This is a genomic window from Vibrio superstes (assembly GCF_003569005.1).
In the GTDB taxonomy this organism is placed as follows: domain Bacteria; phylum Pseudomonadota; class Gammaproteobacteria; order Enterobacterales; family Vibrionaceae; genus Vibrio; species Vibrio superstes.
The window spans coordinates 1,966,364-1,985,952 of sequence record NZ_BCUR01000004.1 but is presented as its reverse complement, the minus strand read 5'-3'; the positions used below and the strand labels follow the sequence as shown (position 1 = coordinate 1,985,952).

The 19,589-nt window shown below is 46.3% G+C and carries 18 protein-coding genes; 13 read left to right on the top strand and 5 right to left on the bottom strand.

Features of this window, described 5'->3' with window-relative positions; all coding sequences use genetic code 11:
* Window positions 1–52 precede the first annotated feature (52 nt).
* A complete protein-coding gene (locus tag D5I41_RS17095) occupies window positions 53–2,008 on the top strand; it encodes a DNA topoisomerase III (protein ID WP_119010843.1) in 1,956 nt (651 codons plus the stop codon).
* A gap of 36 nt (window positions 2,009–2,044) precedes the next feature.
* On the opposite strand, the gene D5I41_RS17090 is transcribed toward D5I41_RS17095, so the two are convergent.
* The gene (locus D5I41_RS17090) at window positions 2,045–2,731 is read right to left on the bottom strand and encodes an SDR family oxidoreductase (RefSeq protein ID WP_119010842.1); all 687 of its coding nucleotides are present in this window, start codon (window positions 2,729–2,731) and stop codon (window positions 2,045–2,047) included.
* A gap of 104 nt (window positions 2,732–2,835) precedes the next feature.
* Window positions 2,836–3,576: a YciK family oxidoreductase gene (locus D5I41_RS17085; RefSeq protein ID WP_119010841.1), complete on the bottom strand. Its 741-nt coding sequence runs from the start codon at window positions 3,574–3,576 to the stop codon at window positions 2,836–2,838.
* 88 nt (window positions 3,577–3,664) lie between these two features.
* On the opposite strand from D5I41_RS17085, the gene sohB reads away from it, so the two are divergent.
* Window positions 3,665–4,723 (top strand): protease SohB, encoded by a 1,059-nt coding sequence (gene sohB, locus D5I41_RS17080; RefSeq protein WP_119010840.1) that lies wholly within the window; start codon window positions 3,665–3,667, stop codon window positions 4,721–4,723.
* Window positions 4,724–4,758: 35 nt separating this feature from the next.
* Here the strand turns inward: sohB and D5I41_RS17075 are convergent, their stop codons facing one another.
* Window positions 4,759–5,073, bottom strand: a complete 315-nt coding sequence (locus D5I41_RS17075) for a cupin domain-containing protein (protein ID WP_119010839.1) — start codon at window positions 5,071–5,073, stop codon at window positions 4,759–4,761.
* Window positions 5,074–5,262: 189 nt separating this feature from the next.
* Here D5I41_RS17075 and cmk point away from each other — a divergent pair, with 189 nt between their 5' ends.
* The 6 genes from cmk to pyrF all read left to right on the top strand — a co-directional run bounded on the left by cmk (window position 5,263) and on the right by pyrF (window position 10,554).
* Window positions 5,263–5,940 carry a (d)CMP kinase gene (gene cmk, locus D5I41_RS17070; protein ID WP_119010838.1) on the top strand — a complete coding sequence of 226 codons (678 nt, stop codon included), beginning with the start codon at window positions 5,263–5,265 and terminating at the stop codon, window positions 5,938–5,940.
* 122 nt (window positions 5,941–6,062) lie between these two features.
* Window positions 6,063–7,733 (top strand): 30S ribosomal protein S1, encoded by a 1,671-nt coding sequence (gene rpsA / locus D5I41_RS17065; RefSeq protein ID WP_017027840.1) that lies wholly within the window; start codon window positions 6,063–6,065, stop codon window positions 7,731–7,733.
* Between the two features lie 78 nt (window positions 7,734–7,811).
* Window positions 7,812–8,096, top strand: a complete 285-nt coding sequence (gene ihfB, locus D5I41_RS17060; RefSeq protein WP_119010837.1) for an integration host factor subunit beta — start codon at window positions 7,812–7,814, stop codon at window positions 8,094–8,096.
* Window positions 8,097–8,287: 191 nt separating this feature from the next.
* Window positions 8,288–8,596 carry a LapA family protein gene (locus D5I41_RS17055; protein ID WP_119010836.1) on the top strand — a complete coding sequence of 103 codons (309 nt, stop codon included), beginning with the start codon at window positions 8,288–8,290 and terminating at the stop codon, window positions 8,594–8,596.
* A 9-nt stretch (window positions 8,597–8,605) separates the two neighbouring features.
* On the top strand, window positions 8,606–9,775 hold the full coding sequence (gene lapB / locus D5I41_RS17050) for a lipopolysaccharide assembly protein LapB (protein ID WP_119010835.1): 1,170 nt from the start codon (window positions 8,606–8,608) through the stop codon (window positions 9,773–9,775).
* 86 nt (window positions 9,776–9,861) lie between these two features.
* Window positions 9,862–10,554, top strand: coding sequence for an orotidine-5'-phosphate decarboxylase (gene pyrF, locus D5I41_RS17045; protein WP_119010834.1), 693 nt, complete (start codon window positions 9,862–9,864; stop codon window positions 10,552–10,554).
* Window positions 10,555–10,831: 277 nt separating this feature from the next.
* Here the strand turns inward: pyrF and miaE are convergent, their stop codons facing one another.
* Entirely contained in the window at window positions 10,832–11,587 is a 756-nt protein-coding gene (miaE, locus tag D5I41_RS17040) for a tRNA isopentenyl-2-thiomethyl-A-37 hydroxylase MiaE (RefSeq protein ID WP_119010833.1), read from the bottom strand.
* 158 nt (window positions 11,588–11,745) lie between these two features.
* Between miaE and cysB the strand changes: the two genes are divergently transcribed.
* Both cysB and D5I41_RS17030 read left to right on the top strand, forming a co-directional pair.
* On the top strand, window positions 11,746–12,720 hold the full coding sequence (gene cysB / locus D5I41_RS17035; RefSeq protein ID WP_119010832.1) for an HTH-type transcriptional regulator CysB: 975 nt from the start codon (window positions 11,746–11,748) through the stop codon (window positions 12,718–12,720).
* 51 nt (window positions 12,721–12,771) lie between these two features.
* Window positions 12,772–13,956, top strand: a complete 1,185-nt coding sequence (locus D5I41_RS17030) for a methyltransferase (protein WP_119010831.1) — start codon at window positions 12,772–12,774, stop codon at window positions 13,954–13,956.
* 213 nt (window positions 13,957–14,169) lie between these two features.
* On the opposite strand, the gene ald is transcribed toward D5I41_RS17030, so the two are convergent.
* Window positions 14,170–15,294 carry an alanine dehydrogenase gene (gene ald, locus D5I41_RS17025; RefSeq protein WP_102321521.1) on the bottom strand — a complete coding sequence of 375 codons (1,125 nt, stop codon included), beginning with the start codon at window positions 15,292–15,294 and terminating at the stop codon, window positions 14,170–14,172.
* A 157-nt stretch (window positions 15,295–15,451) separates the two neighbouring features.
* On the opposite strand from ald, the gene lrp reads away from it, so the two are divergent.
* The 3 genes from lrp to lolA all read left to right on the top strand — a co-directional run bounded on the left by lrp (window position 15,452) and on the right by lolA (window position 19,589).
* On the top strand, window positions 15,452–15,943 hold the full coding sequence (gene lrp, locus D5I41_RS17020; protein WP_017027685.1) for a leucine-responsive transcriptional regulator Lrp: 492 nt from the start codon (window positions 15,452–15,454) through the stop codon (window positions 15,941–15,943).
* Between the two features lie 115 nt (window positions 15,944–16,058).
* Complete coding sequence (locus D5I41_RS17015) at window positions 16,059–18,953, top strand: DNA translocase FtsK (RefSeq protein WP_119010830.1); 2,895 nt, start codon at window positions 16,059–16,061, stop codon at window positions 18,951–18,953.
* Between the two features lie 33 nt (window positions 18,954–18,986).
* The gene (lolA, locus tag D5I41_RS17010; RefSeq protein ID WP_119010829.1) at window positions 18,987–19,589 is read left to right on the top strand and encodes an outer membrane lipoprotein periplasmic chaperone LolA; all 603 of its coding nucleotides are present in this window, start codon (window positions 18,987–18,989) and stop codon (window positions 19,587–19,589) included.

Here is a 19,589-nt window from a genome sequence, read left to right as displayed (position 1 = left end):
GATTACTGGGTATGTATATTTATCCAGTAATCTATTTTCAGTTAATTTCCTTATGACTCGACTTTTTGTAGCAGAGAAACCTAGCCTAGGTCGCGCAATCGCCGCCGCACTTCCCAGACCCCATAAGAATGGGCAAGGGTACATTGAATGTGGAAATGGCGACGTTGTCACTTGGTGTATTGGTCACCTTCTCGAACAAGTTGAGCCCGACGCTTATGATCCTCGTTATAAAAAGTGGGATCTGGCGGATCTCCCCATCATTCCCGATGCTTGGCAACTACGCCCTCGCAAAAGCGCTGCTAAGCAGCTTGCTGTGGTCAAAAAGCTTCTTAAATCCTCAAAACAAATCGTTAATGCTGGCGACCCCGATAGAGAAGGGCAATTGCTGGTGGATGAAGTCTTTGACTATTGCAAGGTAAGTAAAACTAAAAAGGAAGCTGCCCAACGCTTGTTGATCAGCGATTTAAACCTTGCAGCCGTTAAGCGCTCGCTCTCTAGTATGCGCAGTAACCGAGAGTTCGTGCCTTTATCTGTATCCGCTTTAGCTCGCTCACGTGCTGATTGGTTGTATGGGATGAATATGTCACGTGCCTATACCTTATTAGGTAAAAAAGCCGGCTACAACGGGGTGTTGTCCGTTGGCCGAGTACAAACACCGGTTCTTGGCCTTGTTGTGCGTCGCGATCTGGAAATTGAACGCTTTGTACCGCGAGACTATTTCACCTTACATGCCTTGATACCGTATCAAGACAGTTCCCAAGCCTATGATATCAGAGCTAAATGGGTGCCAAGCGAGGCATGCGCAAAGTGGCAAGATGAAGATGGCCGCGTATTAAGCCGCCCTTTGGTGGAAAATGTAGCCAACCGAATCAAGGGCCAGCCCGCTAAAGTGGTCAAGTCAGAGCAGAAAAAGACCAAGCAAGCGCCGCCTTTGCCTTATTCATTGAGCGCCCTACAAATTGATGCTTCTAAACGCTATGGCATGAGTGCACAGCAGGTGCTAGATCTCTGTCAGTCTCTCTATGAAAAATATAAGGTGATCACTTACCCGCGCTCGGATTGTCGTTATTTGCCTAAAGAGCACTTTAAAGAAGCGTCTTCTGTTTGCGCCGCAATCTTAGCAAACTCTTCAGAGCACAAAGTAGCGGTGGATAACGCCAATCTGTCTCTGCGCTCTAAGGCATGGAATGATGCCAAGGTTGATGCTCACCATGCCATCATCCCGACACCGAAAAAGGCAAGCAGTTTGCCTGCGCAAGAGTCTAAGGTCTATCAGTTAATCGCAACCCAATATCTGATGCAGTTTTACCCATCGGCGGAATACGCTGAATCTAAGCTTGAATTTGATATCCAAGGTGGAAGGTTTGTGGCCTCTGGTCGTCAGTTAACCCTGCCTGGCTGGAAGGTATTATTTCCTGCCCGCCAAGGTGCTAATGGTCATAATAAGGAAGATCAGGCTCCGTTAGTCCCAGCGCTGCAAGAGGGACAAGAATTGATCTGCCGAGAAGGCGAGATCAAACAAAAGCAAACTGAGCCACCTAAGCATTTTACCGAAGCGACACTACTTCAGGCAATGACGGGTATTGCGCGATTTGTTCAAGACGATTCACTAAAAAAAATCTTGAGAGAGACGGATGGCATAGGTACTGAGGCAACTCGCGCAGGTATTCTAGACACCTTATTTAAGCGCTCGCTCTTGATGAGAAGTGGTAAATCCGTACTGAGCACCCCTGCGGGAAGAGGCCTTGTGCAAGCATTACCAGATCTCTCGACATATCCAGACTTGACCGCGAATTGGGAAAAGCAGCTACAAGATATGGCCGAGAAAAAGCAGGCCTATCACCCCTTTATTAGTCAACTGCAGCAGCAACTGTCTCAACTAATGGATACCGCCAAATCAGGTCCTGTCCCAGATTCCTTGCGCTCTTTGCCAGAAGTGAAAAAGCCCGCCTTTAAAAAGCGCCGCACCAGTAAGAAGAAATCTTACTCGAAAGGCGGCGCTAAATAACGGGGCTTGCGTGATTAGAAAGTGTTTGCCAACAGCTTACCAAGCGATAGTTTGACCGTCGTAGTTGTAGAAACCGCCGGATTGTTGATCTCCAGATCCTTCTATCACTTCAACCAAGCCTGCAACTGATTGGTTAACATCAATCAGTGCATTGGGTCCGCCCATGCGAGTTTTCACCCAGCCTGGGTGCAGCGCCAACAGCGTATAGCCTTGTGGGCTCAAGTCGTTGTGCAGGCTTTTTACGACAGAATTAACCCCAGCCTTTGACGAACGATAAATGTAGCCACCACCAGAGGTGTTTTCTTGCATACTACCGACACGAGAGGAGAGGATTGCAATGCGTTTCTCACTGCTCTGTTCAAGCACAGGATATAATGCCTCCACTAGCTTCAGAGGTGCGATGGTGTTTATTTCTAATACCTTTCGCCACTCATCAACATCGGTGTCACCGAAGCTGCAACCTTTAGGACCGTAGTAACCTGCGTTATTGATCAGCAGGTCCAGCTGCTCAAATTCATTCTTGAATGCGCTAACGGCAGCGTAATCAGTGACATCTAGATGCCTTACACGCAAGTTATCGTACTTTTCACAAAGACTAAGAAGCTCTTCACTGGAGGCTTCGTTTCTATAGGTGGCAACAACACTCGTCCCCATTTTTAAATACGCAATGGTAAGACCAAGGCCAATCCCTCGATTGGCACCAGTAATCAAAACGGTACGCATAGCTACTCCTTATTGCACAGGGTTTCTTAGTCTATCTTTAGCATCTCTCAAGCAGCAAGTCAGCTAGGGTGGAGTTACAAAGCGTACCTTGTGAGTTATCTCAACTATTTGGGTTGAGCGTCTACACATAAACCACTGATTTCCTGAGACTGCTCACTCATCAGATAGAGGTAAAGTGGCATGATATCCAGCGGCGTCTTAAGGGTTGCTGAATCTTCTGCGGGATACGCGCCAGCGCGCATTGACGTGCGAGTAGCGCCAGGGTTGATGGCATTGATGCGCACATTAGTATTGCTTAATTCATCCGCAAGGACTTGCATCATGCCTTCGGTCGCAAATTTGGAAATGGCATAACTGCCCCACAGCGCACGCCCAATGTGACCTACAGTTGACGAGGTAAATACAATGCGCCCAAACTCGGCTTTTCTAACTAACGGTAGTAGGGCTTGGGTCATTAAAAATTGCGCCTTGACGTTGATCTGCATTACTTCGTCAAAGGTATCTTCTTCAATTTGGTTAAACGGACTGATCATGCCTAGCACACCTGCATTGTGCAGTAAGCCGTCTAAGCGACCGTACTGTCCCTCAATGGTTTCAGCCATATCAATGTAATGCTGTTTGGTGGCGCCTTGCATATCCAATGGGACAATAGCTGGCTCGGCATAGCCTGCACTAACAATGTCATCGTACGTTTTCTCTAGCTTGTTGACGGTGCGGCCAAGCAAAATAACAGTGGCGCCATGCTGGGCGTAAGAGAGGGCTGCTTGTTTACCAATGCCGTCTCCAGCCCCCGTTACTAGAATAACTTTGTCTTTTAAAGCGTCAGTTGCTACTGCGTAATCCACAATCTGAGTCCTTTTGTATGCGGTTTTGATTTAACGAATATGAATAGGACGTTACAATACAACAATATTCATCTTCAGGGATAAGACATTGGAATTTTTGTTAGATTACGGCTTGTTTTTGGCCAAAATTGTTACGTTTGTCGCCGCGATTATTGTGGTTTTGGTGATTGCAAAATCAGCATCAACTAAATCAGGCACAAAGGGATCACTAGAGGTGACCAACCTATCTGAGCAACATGAGCAAAATATCGAACTGATGGAGCATCATCTGCACGATGAAGCGTTTATCAAGGCTCGTGATAAAGCGGCGAAAAAGAAGCGTAAAGAAGAAGAAAAAGCGCGCGGCAAAGAGATCAAAGAAGCGGTTAAAGGTGGCGAGTTAGACACCAAGCGTAAACCGCATTTATTTGTACTGGACTTTATTGGCAGTATTGATGCGAAAGAAGTGACCAATCTTCGTGAAGAAATTACGGCCATACTTGCGTGTGCTCGTGAAGGTGATGAGGTGTTAGTGCGCCTAGAGTCTGGCGGCGGTATGGTGCACGGCTATGGCTTGGCGGCTTCACAATTGGATCGCATCAAAGCGGCAAATATCCCATTGACCATTTCGGTGGACAAAGTTGCGGCTAGTGGCGGTTATATGATGGCATGTGTGGCAGATAAGATAGTCAGTGCTCCGTTTGCTATTGTGGGCTCAATTGGTGTGATCGCTCAAATCCCTAACTTTAATAAGCTTCTGAAAAAGAACGATATTGAGTTTGAGCAAATGACCGCAGGTGAGTACAAGCGTACTCTGACAATGTTTGGTGAAAACACCGACAAAGCGCGCGAGAAGTTTAAACAAGAATTGGAAGAAACCCATGTGCTGTTTAAAGACTTTATCCGTGAACGTCGCCCAGAACTTGAACTAGAGAAAGTCGCAACCGGTGAGCATTGGTATGGTAGCCAAGCCCTTGATCTTGGTTTGATAGATAAGGTGCAAACATCCGATGACTTAGTGGTAGAGGCGTGCAAGGATAAAACTGTACTGGCAGTTCATTATGTGCAGAAGAAGAAGCTGGCAGACAAGTTTGGAAAAGCGGCTGCAGAAGCGACCGATTCAGTGCTGCTAAAGTGGTTTCAGCGTGGTCAACGCCCAATCGTTTAGCGATATAATCGCCTAGGCGATTAACGCTTTAAGCACTAGCGATAGAAGACCGCGAGCCATAGGGTTGGCTCTTCATGGGTGGTCCAGACCACCCTATGTTTTTCATGAGCAGGGATATTGAGATACTCCCCAACGCCTAGCTTTACAGTATTGCCACTTCCAAACTCAATTTCACCTTCTCCCTTTAACACGATCACCCACTCGTGCTCTTCTTGGTCATACCAACCTTTGTCTGGTGAGGTGTGCCCATGAGAGATAATCCGCTCAATGCGGATGTGTTTATTATTGAGTAGGTCATTAAATAACTCGTTGGGCAAATCATTGGGAATATCTGAGAATAAATTTGGCATAAAAACTCCCTTTTTATGACTGTTTTATTATAGCTCTCTCTAGGTTACCTAGCCTGCGAGCCATCCTTGTATAATCTTCTGTGTTATTACTCGCAGAGTGGGGTAATTACCTCTATAATATGCCGCGCGTTCAAAGAGACGCACTTAGGGCAAAGACCCATAACAACAAGAAAAACATCTGGAGTAAATATGTCTTCTCTTTCTCCTGTCATTACCGTAGACGGCCCAAGTGGGGCGGGTAAGGGCACTTTATGTATGATGTTGGCTGAAAAGTTAGGCTTCCAATTACTCGACTCAGGTGCGATTTATCGTGTCCTAGCGCTAGCGGCAATTCACCACGGTGTTGATATTGAATCAGAAGATGCCTTGGTACCACTAGCGACGCACTTAGATGTGCAATTTATCGCTCAGGGCGACCTCGTTCAGGTTGTACTGGAAGGTGAAGATGTTTCGAGCGAACTAAGAAAAGAAGAAACAGGAATGGCAGCCTCTAAAGTTGCTGCTTTGCCTCGTGTTAGAGAGGCCTTGTTGCGCCGTCAGAGAGCGTTTCAAGCTGAACCAGGTTTGGTTGCCGACGGGCGTGATATGGGAACAGTGGTTTTCCCTAGCGCAGTGGCAAAGATTTTCCTAGATGCCAGCGCTGAGGAACGTGCACAAAGACGCTTTAATCAGTTGCAAGGCAAGGGCTTAGGCGTTAGTATTGACCACCTTTTAAGCGAGATCCAAGAACGTGACCATCGCGATCGCAATAGAGCGGTTGCACCTTTACGTCCGGCGGAAGACGCTTTAGTGCTTGATTCTACAGAACTTTCTATTGAAGAAGTGGTAGAAGAAGCCTTACAATTTATCGAATCTAAACTGTCTTGATTTCACCTTCAATCAGGTAATCAAGGCATTATGGAACGTTGGTCGCAAGGATGATGACTGGCGAATTTATCAACCCCACGCGGTAGGATGCCCGTGGACGTTTAAATATTGAAGATCAAATAATGACTGAATCTTTTGCTCAACTCTTTGAAGAGTTTCTAAACGAAACTGAATTCCAACAAGGCAGCATCGTTAAAGGTACTGTAGTAGCTATCGAGAACGGTTTCGTTCTTGTTGACGCTGGTCTTAAGTCTGAGTCTGCTATCCCTGCAGAACAATTCAAGAACGCTGCTGGCGAACTTGAAGTTGAAGTGGGTTCTGAAGTAGACGTAGCGCTTGACGCTGTTGAAGATGGTTTCGGTGAGACTCAACTTTCTCGTGAGAAAGCTAAGCGTCACGAAGCTTGGATCGTACTTGAGAAAGCTTACGAAGAAGCTGAAACTGTTGTTGGTATCATCAACGGTAAAGTTAAAGGCGGTTTCACTGTTGAACTAAACGGTATCCGTGCTTTCCTACCTGGTTCTCTAGTAGACGTACGTCCTATCCGTGACACTGCTCACCTAGAAAACAAAGAGCTAGAGTTCAAAGTTATCAAGCTTGACCAGAAGCGCAACAACGTTGTTGTTTCTCGTCGTGCTGTTATCGAATCTGAAAACAGTGTTGAGCGTGACGAACTTCTTGAGACTCTACAAGAAGGTACTGAAGTTAAAGGTATCGTTAAGAACCTTACTGACTACGGTGCATTCGTTGACCTTGGTGGCGTAGATGGTCTACTTCACATCACTGACATGGCTTGGAAGCGCGTTAAGCACCCATCTGAGATCGTGAACGTTGGTGACGAGATCCTAGTTAAAGTTCTTAAGTTTGACCGTGAGCGCACTCGTGTTTCTCTAGGTCTTAAGCAACTTGGCGAAGATCCATGGGTAGCAATCGCTAAGCGTTACCCTGAGACTCATAAGCTAACTGGTCGCGTTACTAACCTTACTGATTACGGCTGCTTCGTAGAAATCGAAGAAGGCGTTGAAGGTCTAGTACACGTTTCTGAAATGGATTGGACTAACAAGAACATCCACCCTTCTAAAGTTGTGAACGTAGGCGACGAAGTTGAGGTTATGGTTCTTGAGATTGACGAAGAACGTCGTCGTATCTCTCTAGGCCTAAAACAATGTAAAGCTAACCCTTGGCAGTCATTCGCTGAAATTCAAGCGAAAGGCGATCAAGTAACTGGTAAGATCAAGTCTATCACTGACTTCGGTATCTTCATCGGTCTAGAAGGCGGCATTGACGGTCTAGTTCACCTGTCTGACATTTCTTGGAACGTTGCTGGTGAAGAAGCAGTACGTGACTACAAGAAAGGCGACGAAATCTCAGCTGTTGTTCTTGCAGTAGATGCAGAGCGTGAGCGTATTTCTCTTGGCGTTAAGCAAATGGAAAACGACCCGTTCAACAACTATGTTGCTGATAACAAAAAAGGTGCTCTAGTTAACGGTACTGTAACTGCAGTAGACGCAAAAGGTGCTACAATTGAACTTGTAGACGGCGTTGAAGGTTACATCCGTGCTTCTGAAGTATCTCGTGACCGTATTGAAGATGCGTCTCTGATCCTAAGTGTTGGCGATAGCGTTGAAGCTAAGTTCACCGGTGTAGACCGTAAGAACCGCGTAATCAACCTATCTATCAAAGCTAAAGATCAAGCTGAAGAGCAAGAAGCAATGGCTTCACTGAACAAAGCTGAAGACGGCGGGTTCGGTAACGCTATGGCAGATGCATTCAAGGCTGCTAAAGGCGAATAATCACTTTTTTAACTAAAAGATGATCGCTAAGAGGGGGCCATACGGCTCCCTTTTTTTGATTTGTGAATGAGGGAAACTATGACAAAGTCTGAATTAATTGAGAGACTGTGTGCTGAGCAGACACACTTATCTGCCAAAGAAATTGAAGACGCAGTAAAAGAAATTATTGAGCATATGGCCGACACTCTAGAAACGGGTGAGCGAATTGAGATTCGTGGTTTCGGTAGTTTTTCTCTTCACTATCGCGAGCCGCGTATGGGGCGTAATCCTAAAACTGGCGATCAGGTAGAGCTGGAAGGAAAATTTGTTCCGCACTTTAAGCCAGGCAAGGAGTTGCGTGAGCGCGTTAACGACAGTCTATAGTGATAAAGAGTAATGAAAACGGCACTTCATAATGGAGTGCCGTTTTTTCGTTGTGCTACTCAAGTTGATACGGATTCACAATTTGATTAGTGAATACTCAAGTCGATGATAATTTACGATTTAGCATGGTGTAGAGTGTCGAATTACTGCATAATCACTGTTATTGCACTGATTTTAAAAGGGTAGTCTTAGTGAAAATTCTAAAGGTAGCGTTAGTGTTGGTACTGTTTCTTATTGCGCTGGCTCTAGGCGCACAAAACCAAGAAGTAGTGACATTTAACTACTTGCTCGCGGAAGGTGAATTTCATCTTTCTACGCTGATTGGTATCGTATTCGTAACTGGCTTCGTTATCTCAGGACTGGTTTTTGGCAGTATGCACCTCAAATCTCAACTGCAAGTACGCAAGCTAAATAGAAAACTGAAGAAGCTAACACCTCAAGTGGCGACTTCTGCACCGACTACCCCGTCCGTACCCGCTTCAATCAAAACAGAGAAGTAAGTTTATTGGATGCTTGAGTTACTGTTTCTACTCTTACCAATTGCAGCAGCCTATGGATGGTACATGGGCCAGCGTAGTGCACGTCAAGATAATCAGAGACAGTCTAACCAAATTTCCAGACAGTACGTTCATGGTCTAAACCTGCTGTTATCTGAGCAATCAGATAAAGCAGTGGATCATTTCATCGAACTTCTTCAGGTCGATGACGAAACCATAGATACTCACCTTGCTTTGGGGAACTTGTTTCGCTCACGTGGCGAGGTTGACCGAGCGATTCGCATTCACCAAAACCTCATCTCGCGCACCGAACTGACCATTGAACAAAAGAACATTGCTTTGCAGCAGTTGGCCAAAGACTACATGGTCTCGGGTTTTCTAGATCGCGCAGAAAAAATCTATGAGCAATTGGTGGAAGAGCCTGATCATAGAGAACAGGCGCTGCAGCAATTGGTGGCGATTTATCAACAAACCAAGGAGTGGGGCAAGGCTATCCACTACGCCAGTATGTTGGTGAAAATGGGACGCAGAAAAATGCGCACCAGTATCTCTCATTACTGGTGTGAACTGGCGTTGAATGAAAAGGCCTTTGGCAAGCGAGCCAAATCCATTCAGTACTATAAGAAAGCGTTAGCTGAAGACCCTAAATGTGTGCGTGCCAACATATCACTTGGACGTATCTACATGGAAACGGAAGAGTACACTAAGACCATTAAGTATCTAGAGTCGGTATTAGTTCAGGATGTCGACTTTATTAGTGAGGTGCTACCAAACCTAGCTGATTGTTATTACCACCTGGGTCAAGAGCCTGAACTGTTAGAGTTTCTTCGTAAATGTATCGACAAGAAAGCGGGTGTGTCTGTCGAACTCATGTTGGCACAAGTGGTCGCTCAGCATGATGGCACAGCAGCCGCTCAATCGCTATTGACCCGACAGCTGATCAAGAACCCTACTATGAAGGGGTTCTACCGTTTAATTGATTACCATATTGCAGAGGCAGAAGAGGGTCGTGCAAAAGACAGCTTGAGCACTCTTCAAACCATGGTTGGTGAGCAATTGAAGGTGAAGCCTCATCACAGATGCCGCAAATGTGGCTATTCAACTCATGCCCTTCATTGGCATTGCCCATCTTGCCGCAACTGGGGCAGCATCAAGCCTATCCGAGGCTTAGACGGCGAATAAAATCGCGTTTCACTCTAACAATCTTCGACTGACAAGGTTAGAATAGGCGCGCTTTATCCCCCATGCCCATACTAGGAGACCTTTCGATGGATCAAAAAGTGATCGTTGCCTTAGACTATGACAACAAGAATGACGCTTTAAACTTTGTAGACCGAATTGACCCAGCCTCATGCCGCTTAAAAGTAGGCAAAGAGATGTTCACTCTATTTGGCCCTGAGTTTGTTAAACAACTCCATCAAAAAGGCTTTTCTGTATTCTTGGATTTGAAATTTCACGATATCCCAAATACTTGTTCTAAAGCGGTTCGCGCTGCAGCTGAAATGGGCGTTTGGATGGTGAATGTTCACGCAGGTGGCGGTGAGCGTATGATGACCGCATCACGTGAAATCTTGGAACCTTACGGTAAAGATCGTCCACTGCTGATTGGTGTTACTGTACTCACCAGCATGGAACAGTCAGACTTGGCGGGTATTGGCTTAGATGTTGAGCCAAAAGCTCAGGTATTGCGCCTTGCGCACCTAACCAAGAACAGTGGTTTAGACGGAGTGGTATGTTCAGCTCAAGAAGCGAGCTTCTTGAAATCTGAGCTAGGTAAAGAGTTTAAATTGGTGACCCCAGGCATTCGCCCAGCAGGTGCTGCCGTTGGCGACCAAAAGCGTATCATGACCCCAGTTGACGCGATTCAAGCAGGTTCTGACTACCTTGTGATCGGCCGACCAATTACCCAAGCTGCAGATCCTGCGAAAGTACTAGCCGAGATCAACGCGACTCTAGCGTAATTTAATCCAAGTTAGGCAATAACAAACGTCATCCTGAACTTGATTCAGGACCTTAGAAAGTGCTTCAGCCAGCAAAGTGCACTCCAAGATCCTAGATAAGTTCTCTGAACTTTCTAGGATGACGAGCGTAAGACAGGCAAAGTTAGCAATTCCTCGTCATGCCCGAGTGCTTTTCTGGGCCGGCACTCCGGTCGGGCATCTGTCTCTATAAAAGGTACCCGACTGGTACGCCAGCCTCGGGGACGACGATTTAATTAGTATGACTGCCTATTTGTTCCTATACCGGAACACCACTATGAAACTTAAATTCAACATCCGGTGTAGTAATTAGTTCAGCCTCAACCTTCGCAAAGTATTCCACTCGTTCACCAATGTCTTCACTGGCAATCTGTTGAGCTAAAGTTAGATAATCTTGATAGTGCCTTGCTTCTGAGCGCAATAGAGAGATATAGAAATTCTGTATATCTTCGTCCATATGTGGCGCTAGAGCGGCAAAGCGCTCGCACGATCTTGCCTCAATGAAGGCACCAATAATCAACTTATCTATTAGTGTCTGTGGCTCATAGGTTTTCACATGTTTAAGCAAACCTTTCGCATAACGACTGGCGGGTACGTGATTGTATTCAATTCCGCGGCTATCCATGATTTCTAGAACTTGATAGAAGTGATGCAGCTCTTCTTTGATCAGCAGCACCATTTTATCGATAAGGTCTTGGCTATACGGTGAATCAGATTGAGCAATAATGCCTTTCGAGATATTACTTTTACCTTTCAAGGTATTCAGATCACCAATACCCTTGTAGGCAAATTCTTCATAGGGTTTGAACCACTCCAGTAGCTGCTGTTTGCTTTCATTGTTTGCTGCGTATTTGCGGATCAGGAACATGGCGGACTGGCCGGCTTTCAATTCACACAATAGGTGGTCGATAAGCACCACAGGCAGTCGCTCAGGCTTTTTTGCTTCCTCTATCCATTGTGTTGGGGTAGTGCAGTTGAGAAATTGATGAATGGGTTCGAGAAGGTGTCGATACATGAGAGATCCATTGTCATTACAGCGATGCCGTAGCCTAAGAAATTTGTTTAGCTGTGTCTATAGTGACCTTATATCATGAATATCAATGAAACTACTTTTCATACTAATCTAAAAACGTTATAACTATTCATTATATGTAAAGGAATACGAGGCATAGCATGAAGCTACAGCAATTAAGATACATAGTGGAAGTGGTTAATCACAATCTCAATGTATCTGCCACCGCGGAGAGTCTTTATACCTCTCAGCCCGGTATCAGTAAGCAGGTGAGACTGCTTGAAGATGAATTGGGTATACAAGTGTTTGAACGAAGCGGTAAGCACCTCACTCAGGTGACCCCTGCGGGTGAAGAAATTGTCAAAATCTCTCGAGAGATCTTATCTCGTGTGGAATCGATAAAGTCGGTCGCTTCTGAGCATACCCATCCAGAAATGGGCACCTTGAACATCACTACCACCCATACTCAGGCCCGCTACGCACTTCCTGATGTTATCAAAGGCTTTACTGCGAGATATCCTAAGGTGTCCCTGCATATGCACCAAGGGACACCTTCACAGATGTCTCAGGCCATTGCCAAGGGTACTGCCAATTTCGCTATCGCGACGGAAGCTCTGCACCTTTACCATGATGCCATTATGTTACCGTGCTATCACTGGAACCGCTCAATAGTGGTGACGCGTGACCATCCGCTGGCTAATAAGGCCAACGTGACCATTGAAGACCTTGCCTCTTATCAGCTAGTGACTTACGTCTTTGGCTTTACAGGGCGCTCGGAGTTAGACGCTGCCTTCAACAAAGCCGGGTTAACACCACGAATCGTATTCACCGCCACCGATGCTGATGTCATCAAAACCTATGTACGAATGGGGATCGGTGTTGGCGTTATCGCGAGTATGGCCATCGATGAAGAGCAAGATAAAGACCTAGTGGCGATTGATGCCAGTCATATCTTTGGCGCAAGCACCACTAGTATTGGCTTTAGACGAGGCACTTTCTTGCGCAGCTACATGTTCGATTTTGTGGAGCGTTTTGCGCCGCACTTAACCCGTCCAGTGGTAGAGCAGGCGATTTCGTTGAAAAATAATCATGAAATAACGGAAATGTTCAAGGATATTGAGCTTCCGGTTCGTTAAATATTCCTAATTGATTCGCTTCCCTCTAAAATAACCACCTTAGGGGGAAGCATGCTCACACATTTTACACCGCTCGATCATCTATTGCTTAAATGCCAACATTTTTGGCGTTTTGAGCCTTTTCACGAGAGTCGCTCTCGACAACACCGATTTGCGAATACGCCATTGGCAACCTGGCTTGATGGCTTATCTGCGTCCGATGCTCATACCCTAAAGCACGACGTATCGAGTGTGTATCAGCAGCTACAAACATTTATACCTGAACTTAAGGATATAGAGCCCTTGGTGGCGCTTGAGCACTCATCGACCATGCCTCTAGAGCTTGATTCTCATCTTGCTACTGGAATACCCGGAAGAAAGCTAGAACAAATCACGGCTATGGGGTCTCAGGCGCTCTCGGCCCATTCAGGTGTCGAATGGTTGGAGTGGTGTGCCGGTAAGGGATTCTTGGGGCGAATACTCGCTCATCATTCGGGGCAGTCGGTGACCAGTTTTGAGTGGCAACAGCCACTTTGCGAATATGGTCAGGCCGAGGCTCTCAAGCAAAATCTTCCTGTCACCTTTATTCAGGGTGATGCGTTTCACTGTGACCATCAACATGTATTTAATAACAAGCAACACGCCGTCGCTTTGCATGCCTGCGGAGATTTGCATGTTTCTTTGATGAAGCACGCGATGGATCACCAGTTAGCCGCACTATCAATAGCGCCTTGTTGTTATCACTTAATACAAGACGATCAGTATCAGCCTCTTTCGAGTCTGGGCAAGCAGTCAGCCTTGACGCTATCTAAGTCAGAGTTACGTATTCCATTGCAGGAAACGGTCACCGGCGGCGAGAGAGTGGAGCGCCATAGATACCAAGAAATGAGTTATCGACTCGGGTTGGATGAGCTTTTAAGAGAAGAACTAGGTTTGAGCGAATATCAACCCATTCCAAGCGTCAAGAAATCGCAGCTTCAGCTTGGGTTCATTGAGTTTTGTAAGTGGGCGGCGCAGCGAAAGGGCTTTGAGTTACCTGATTGTGATTTTAAGCGTTATCAAAGATTAGGAGAGGAGCGCTTTGCGCGAATGGAAAAACTCAGCTTAGTGCAAATGGCTTTTCATAGACCTTTAGAGATGTGGCTTATCTTAGATAAGTCTCTTTATCTGCAAGAGCACGGTTATAAGGTTCATCTAACGGAATTTTGCGAGAAAAAAATAACACCGCGTAATATTCTCATACACGCGGTGTTGTAGCTGACAGCTTCTCTCTCCTGCTCAAAAGTCGAGCTCCCCGAGCGCTTTTGGCCTTGTCACTCTAGAGTTTTTCGGGTCTTGTCACTCCAAAGTGCTTCGGGTGTTGTCACCCCCGAGTGTTTCGAGTCTTGTCATCCCCGAGCGCTCTTATCGGGGATCTTCACCACCAAGAGATTACCGACAACAAACCTCGGCAATGCGTGTCTAGCGTTATTAAGAAAATAGCGCTATGGCCTTGCTAGGCTCAACGTATTCTAGGTTGAAGTTGTCGGCGACTTCTTTACATGTCACGACACCATGAATGACGTTAAGACCGTTCAAGAAGCCTTTGTCTTCAGTAAGCGCTTGTCTGTAACCCTTATTTGCCAGCTTGATAATGTAAGGCAGAGTCGCGTTATTGAGGGCAAAGGTAGAGGTTCTTGCTACTGCGCCAGGCATGTTTGCGACACAATAGTGAACCACATCATCGACAATGTAGATTGGATCAGCATGAGTTGTCGCATGAGAGGTTTCAAAGCAACCACCTTGGTCAATGGCCACATCCACGATAGCGGCACCAGGTTTCATTGATTCAATGTGTTTTTTTGTAACAAGTTTTGGCGCTGCAGCACCTGGAATCAATACCGCACCCACAACCAGATCGGCTTCTAATACATGGCGACTTAGTGCTTCTTCAGTGGAATAAACTACCTTGGCACGTCCTTGGAACTCTTCATCAAGAGCGCGAAGAGTATCAATATTTCGGTCAAGGATAGTCACATCAGCACGCATGCCGACAGCCATTCGAGCGGCGTTTGAGCCAACAACACCACCGCCAATGATCACCACTTTTGCAGGCTCAACACCGGGTACTCCACCTAGCAAAAGGCCTCTACCAGCATTGGATTTCTCTAAGGCTTGTGCACCAGCTTGGATAGACATTCTGCCTGCAACCTCCGACATTGGTGCAAGAAGAGGTAGCTGATTTAAGCGGTCGGTCACGGTTTCATACGCAATGCATACCGCTTTGCTATTGATTAGTTCCTCAGTTTGTGGAAAATCAGGAGCTAAGTGTAAATAAGTAAACAATATTTGCCCTTCGCGAAGCATTGCTCGCTCAATGGCCTGAGGTTCTTTTACCTTCACGATCATTTCTGCCTGAGCAAAGATTTCCGTTGCGGTTGGAAGAATGGATGCACCTGCTGCGATATAGTCATCGTCGCTGAAACCTATGCCGCTGCCGGCTTGCGTTTCTACAATAACTTGGTGTCCGTTAGAGATAACTTCTCTCACGCTGGCTGGGACCATACCAACTCGGTACTCATGGTTCTTAATCTCTTTAGGGATACCAATTATCATCCTGACTCCTTATTGTTTTCTAGTTATAGTAACTGCATAAATCGCTTATGTGGGGTGTTATCAACTAGTATAGAGCTGTTTATTCAAAATTTGATGCTGAATATTTTAATATTGTAGTGTATATTGTTGCAAGGAAGTAAAAAGGTGGAACAAAACCATGTTAGAAGCGAGTAAACCGTCCAAGGAACTGGACCGTATAGACAGAAATATTCTTAATGAACTGCAAAAAGATGGCCGAATTTCTAACGTAGAACTGTCTAAGCGTGTTGGTTTGTCGCCAACCCCTTGCTTGGAAAGGGTAAGACGTCTTGAGCGTCAAGGTTATATTTTAGGATATACCGCACAACTTAACCCGCAATATTTGGATGCCTCTCTATTAGTTTTTGTAGAGATCACCCTGAATCGCGGTGCGCCAGATGTATTTGAGCAGTTTAATACTGCAGTACAAAAACTAGACGATATTCAAGAGTGTCATCTTGTTTCTGGTGACTTCGATTACCTATTGAAAACACGTGTATCTGATATGGGGGCCTATCGTAAATTGCTAGGCGACACCCTGCTACGCCTGCCGGGTGTTAATGACACTCGTACGTATGTGGTCATGGAAGAAGTGAAGCAGAGCAATAACCTAGTGATCAAAACTCGCTAAATTGCTGATTCCCTGAGGTTCTATTTGGGTTTTTACCTCAGCATGTGTTTAAATGAAGATAATCACGGGCGACATTAGTCGCTCGTGTCGTTTATCCGACTAAGACCCGCATGCAATGGATATGTTGAAAAGAAATCCCAAAATTCGAACAGTAGTTCACAAGTCTCCTCACAAAGCCAAACCCAATCTCACTGGCATTCAACGCCTCAGAGAAGGGTGTCTTATCATTGGCGTACTGCTTGCTGTCCTTATGGCAGTATCACTGATCACCTTTAACGCTGCAGATCCTTCATGGTCGCAAACGGCGTGGGGTGGGGAAGTAAAGAATGCGGGTGGCCTAATGGGTGCCTGGATAGGTGATACATTGTTATTCACCTTCGGCGTTCTGGCCTACGTTGTTCCAGCCATTATCGTTCTACTTTCTTGGATTGTATTTCGTAAACGCACAGACACAGAACCTGTAGATTTGATGCTATGGGGCACTCGACTGCTTGGCGGCGCACTGTTAATTGTAACCAGTTGTGGCCTGGCAGATCTGAACTTTGATGATATCTGGTACTTCTCATCCGGTGGTGTAGTAGGTGATGTGATCACAAGTCTGGCACTCCCAACGCTCAACAGCTTAGGCAGTACCCTCGCGCTGCTGTTTTTCTGGGGTGCATCTTTCACTTTGTTTACTGGTATCTCTTGGCTATCGATTGTTGAACGAATCGGTCAGGGCACCCTATGGTGCGTGACCTCATGCTTGAATTTTGTCCGTGGTGATAAAGAGCAGGTGCTTGAACCTACGCGACTTGACGATCAAAAGTTGGTTTATGCAGATACTTCTCCAGAAGCTGTGCAACCTACGTTGGAGAATACAGAGAGTCCGATTACAGAAGATCCGTTGCTAGCGCCATCTACTGAAGCGCTTGCGGAAGAAACCCCATACAAGATCTATATGCCTGAGGACAGCGAAGAAGAAACCTTCACGTTCGATAGAACCAGTAACCTCAATGCGCCGATAGATCAGCTTGAGCGCGATGCCCAACTTGCGAATGACTACGCGGATGCTGAAGAACCGACAATAGATACGGTTACACAGACCTCTGAGCTTAACCAAGATCCAACACCCGAAATGGTGATTCCTGAGGTGGAAGAGCATTTTTCTGCCACAGAAGAGATAGTAGAAGAGAAGCCGAGCTTCCAGCCTCCAACGCTAGACAGTGATCCTCTACTTGAAGATGAACAGCAACATTCACACAATCATGACGCAGAGCTAGTCGGAGACTCTTCTGACTTTGATATTGTTGAAGAGTCAGAAAAATCACAGCCGAGCATCTCCATAGAATCACTTGATGAGGTGGAAGAGCAGAGTGCCGCTTCTGACCAAGAACAAGATGATGAAGAAGTCATCGTTGAAGAGTTAACGGATGCCGAAGCCTTTGCCAAGCAAATAGCCGATGAGAAAGCCAGACAAGTGGCCTCTCAAAATCCATTCTTGATTCGTAAAGATGCTGACCTTCCAGTGCCAACCAGTCCAATGCCGACATTGGAACTGCTTTATCATCCTGAAAAACGTGAAAACCATATCGATAGAGAAGCACTGCAAAACATAGCGCGTCTTGTTGAGTCGAAACTGGCGGATTACAAAATTAAGGCCGCAGTCGTAGGTATTTTCCCTGGTCCTGTCATCACTCGTTTTGAACTAGACCTAGCACCAGGGGTCAAAGTCTCTAGGATTTCAAGCTTGTCTATGGACTTGGCGCGCTCGCTATCTGCATTGGCGGTGCGTGTCGTTGAAGTGATTCCTGGTAAGCCGTATGTGGGGTTAGAGCTTCCCAACATGACCCGTCAGACGGTATTTTTATCTGATGTGATTTGTAGCCCTCAGTTTATTGAGAACAAATCGCCAACCGCGGTGGTGCTTGGTCAAGATATTGCCGGTGACGCTGTTGTCGCTGATTTGTCTAAGATGCCGCATGTGTTAGTGGCTGGTACTACAGGTTCGGGTAAGTCTGTAGGTGTAAACGTTATGATTCTGAGTATGTTGTATAAATCAACACCAGATGATGTGCGTTTCATCATGATTGACCCAAAAATGCTTGAGCTTTCTATCTACGAAGGTATCCCTCATCTGTTGTCCGAAGTGGTTACAGATATGAAGGATGCATCGAATGCCCTGCGCTGGTGTGTGGGAGAGATGGAGCGTCGTTATAAGCTAATGTCCGCTCTTGGCGTACGAAACTTAAAAGGCTTTAACGAGAAGTTGAAAATGGCTGCGGATGCAGGACATCCAATCCATGATCCACTATGGCAACCAGGCGACAGCATGGATCAAGAAGCGCCACTGCTTGAAAAGCTTCCGTACATCGTGGTGGTGGTTGACGAGTTTGCTGACCTGATCATGGTCGTAGGTAAGAAGGTTGAAGAGTTGATTGCTCGTATCGCACAAAAAGCACGTGCGGCGGGTATTCACCTTATTCTGGCCACTCAGCGCCCGTCAGTAGATGTGATTACCGGCTTGATTAAGGCAAACATTCCGACCCGTGTTGCGTTTACGGTATCGACCAAGACAGATTCACGAACCATCCTAGATCAGGGTGGTGCAGAGTCGCTGCTGGGCATGGGTGACATGTTGTATCTACCGCCTGGCTCTAGCCATACCATTCGTGTACACGGCGCGTTTGCTTCAGATGATGACGTGCACGCGGTAGTGAATGACTGGAAGGCGCGAGGTAAACCTCAGTATATCGATGAAATCACTAAGGGTGAACCGTCGCCAGAAACCTTGCTTCCGGGTGAGAAAATGGAAGGGGAAGAGGACACGGACCCACTGTTTGACCAAGTGGTTGAGCATGTTACTGAGACGCGTCGTGGCTCGGTATCAGGCGTGCAGCGTAAGTTTAAGATCGGTTACAACCGAGCAGCTCGCATCGTAGAGCAACTTGAAGCGCAAGGTATCGTATCGGCTCCGGGGCATAACGGTAACCGAGAGGTACTTGCACCGCCACCAATTAAAGATATGTAATAGGGCCTCTTGGCCCAGTATTCAGAGAGTAGTATGAAGAAAATATTAGTAAGTTTATTGGTGTTGGTATCAGGCGCTGTGTCTGCCAACCCTCAGCAAGAGCTTGTACAACGCCTAGATAAAACCGATGGCTTCACAGCGCAGTTTTCACAAACCGTAGTGAGCCCAGAGGATGAAGTTGTCATGGAAGGCACGGGCTCCGTTGAGATCGCAAGGCCGAGCCTCTTTCGCTGGACCACCAATACACCCGACGAAAATGTATTAGTGTCTGATGGCGAAACACTGTGGTACTACAGCCCGTTTATAGAACAAGTGAGTATTTACTGGCAAGAGCAAGCTACAGAGCAAACGCCGTTCGTATTGCTAACCCGCAATAAAGCCAGCGATTGGGACAAATACAACGTAATTCAAAATGGCGATCGCTTTACCTTAACGCCAACGGACGAAACCTCAACACAGGGCCAGTTCCAGATTGACATTAACAAAGCGGGAGCAATTTCAGGCTTTAACGTGGTGGAGCAAGATGGTCAGCGCAGTAAGTTTACCTTTAATGACTACCGTGCTCAAACGCCAGCTAAGTCGCGCTTTGTATTCGAAATCCCAAATGGGGTTGAAGTTGACGACCAGCGTAACTAA

Coding starts and splice junctions, on each gene's coding strand:
- D5I41_RS17095 (WP_119010843.1), top strand. CDS start 53: ATGACTCGACTTTTTGTAGCAGAGAAACCTAGCCTAGGTCGCGCAATC.
- D5I41_RS17090 (WP_119010842.1), bottom strand. CDS start 2,731: ATGCGTACCGTTTTGATTACTGGTGCCAATCGAGGGATTGGCCTTGGT.
- D5I41_RS17075 (WP_119010839.1), bottom strand. CDS start 5,073: ATGCCAAATTTATTCTCAGATATTCCCAATGATTTGCCCAACGAGTTA.
- cmk (WP_119010838.1), top strand. CDS start 5,263: ATGTCTTCTCTTTCTCCTGTCATTACCGTAGACGGCCCAAGTGGGGCG.
- rpsA (WP_017027840.1), top strand. CDS start 6,063: ATGACTGAATCTTTTGCTCAACTCTTTGAAGAGTTTCTAAACGAAACT.
- ihfB (WP_119010837.1), top strand. CDS start 7,812: ATGACAAAGTCTGAATTAATTGAGAGACTGTGTGCTGAGCAGACACAC.
- lapB (WP_119010835.1), top strand. CDS start 8,606: ATGCTTGAGTTACTGTTTCTACTCTTACCAATTGCAGCAGCCTATGGA.
- pyrF (WP_119010834.1), top strand. CDS start 9,862: ATGGATCAAAAAGTGATCGTTGCCTTAGACTATGACAACAAGAATGAC.
- miaE (WP_119010833.1), bottom strand. CDS start 11,587: ATGTATCGACACCTTCTCGAACCCATTCATCAATTTCTCAACTGCACT.
- cysB (WP_119010832.1), top strand. CDS start 11,746: ATGAAGCTACAGCAATTAAGATACATAGTGGAAGTGGTTAATCACAAT.
- D5I41_RS17030 (WP_119010831.1), top strand. CDS start 12,772: ATGCTCACACATTTTACACCGCTCGATCATCTATTGCTTAAATGCCAA.
- ald (WP_102321521.1), bottom strand. CDS start 15,294: ATGATAATTGGTATCCCTAAAGAGATTAAGAACCATGAGTACCGAGTT.
- lrp (WP_017027685.1), top strand. CDS start 15,452: ATGTTAGAAGCGAGTAAACCGTCCAAGGAACTGGACCGTATAGACAGA.
- D5I41_RS17015 (WP_119010830.1), top strand. CDS start 16,059: ATGGATATGTTGAAAAGAAATCCCAAAATTCGAACAGTAGTTCACAAG.
- lolA (WP_119010829.1), top strand. CDS start 18,987: ATGAAGAAAATATTAGTAAGTTTATTGGTGTTGGTATCAGGCGCTGTG.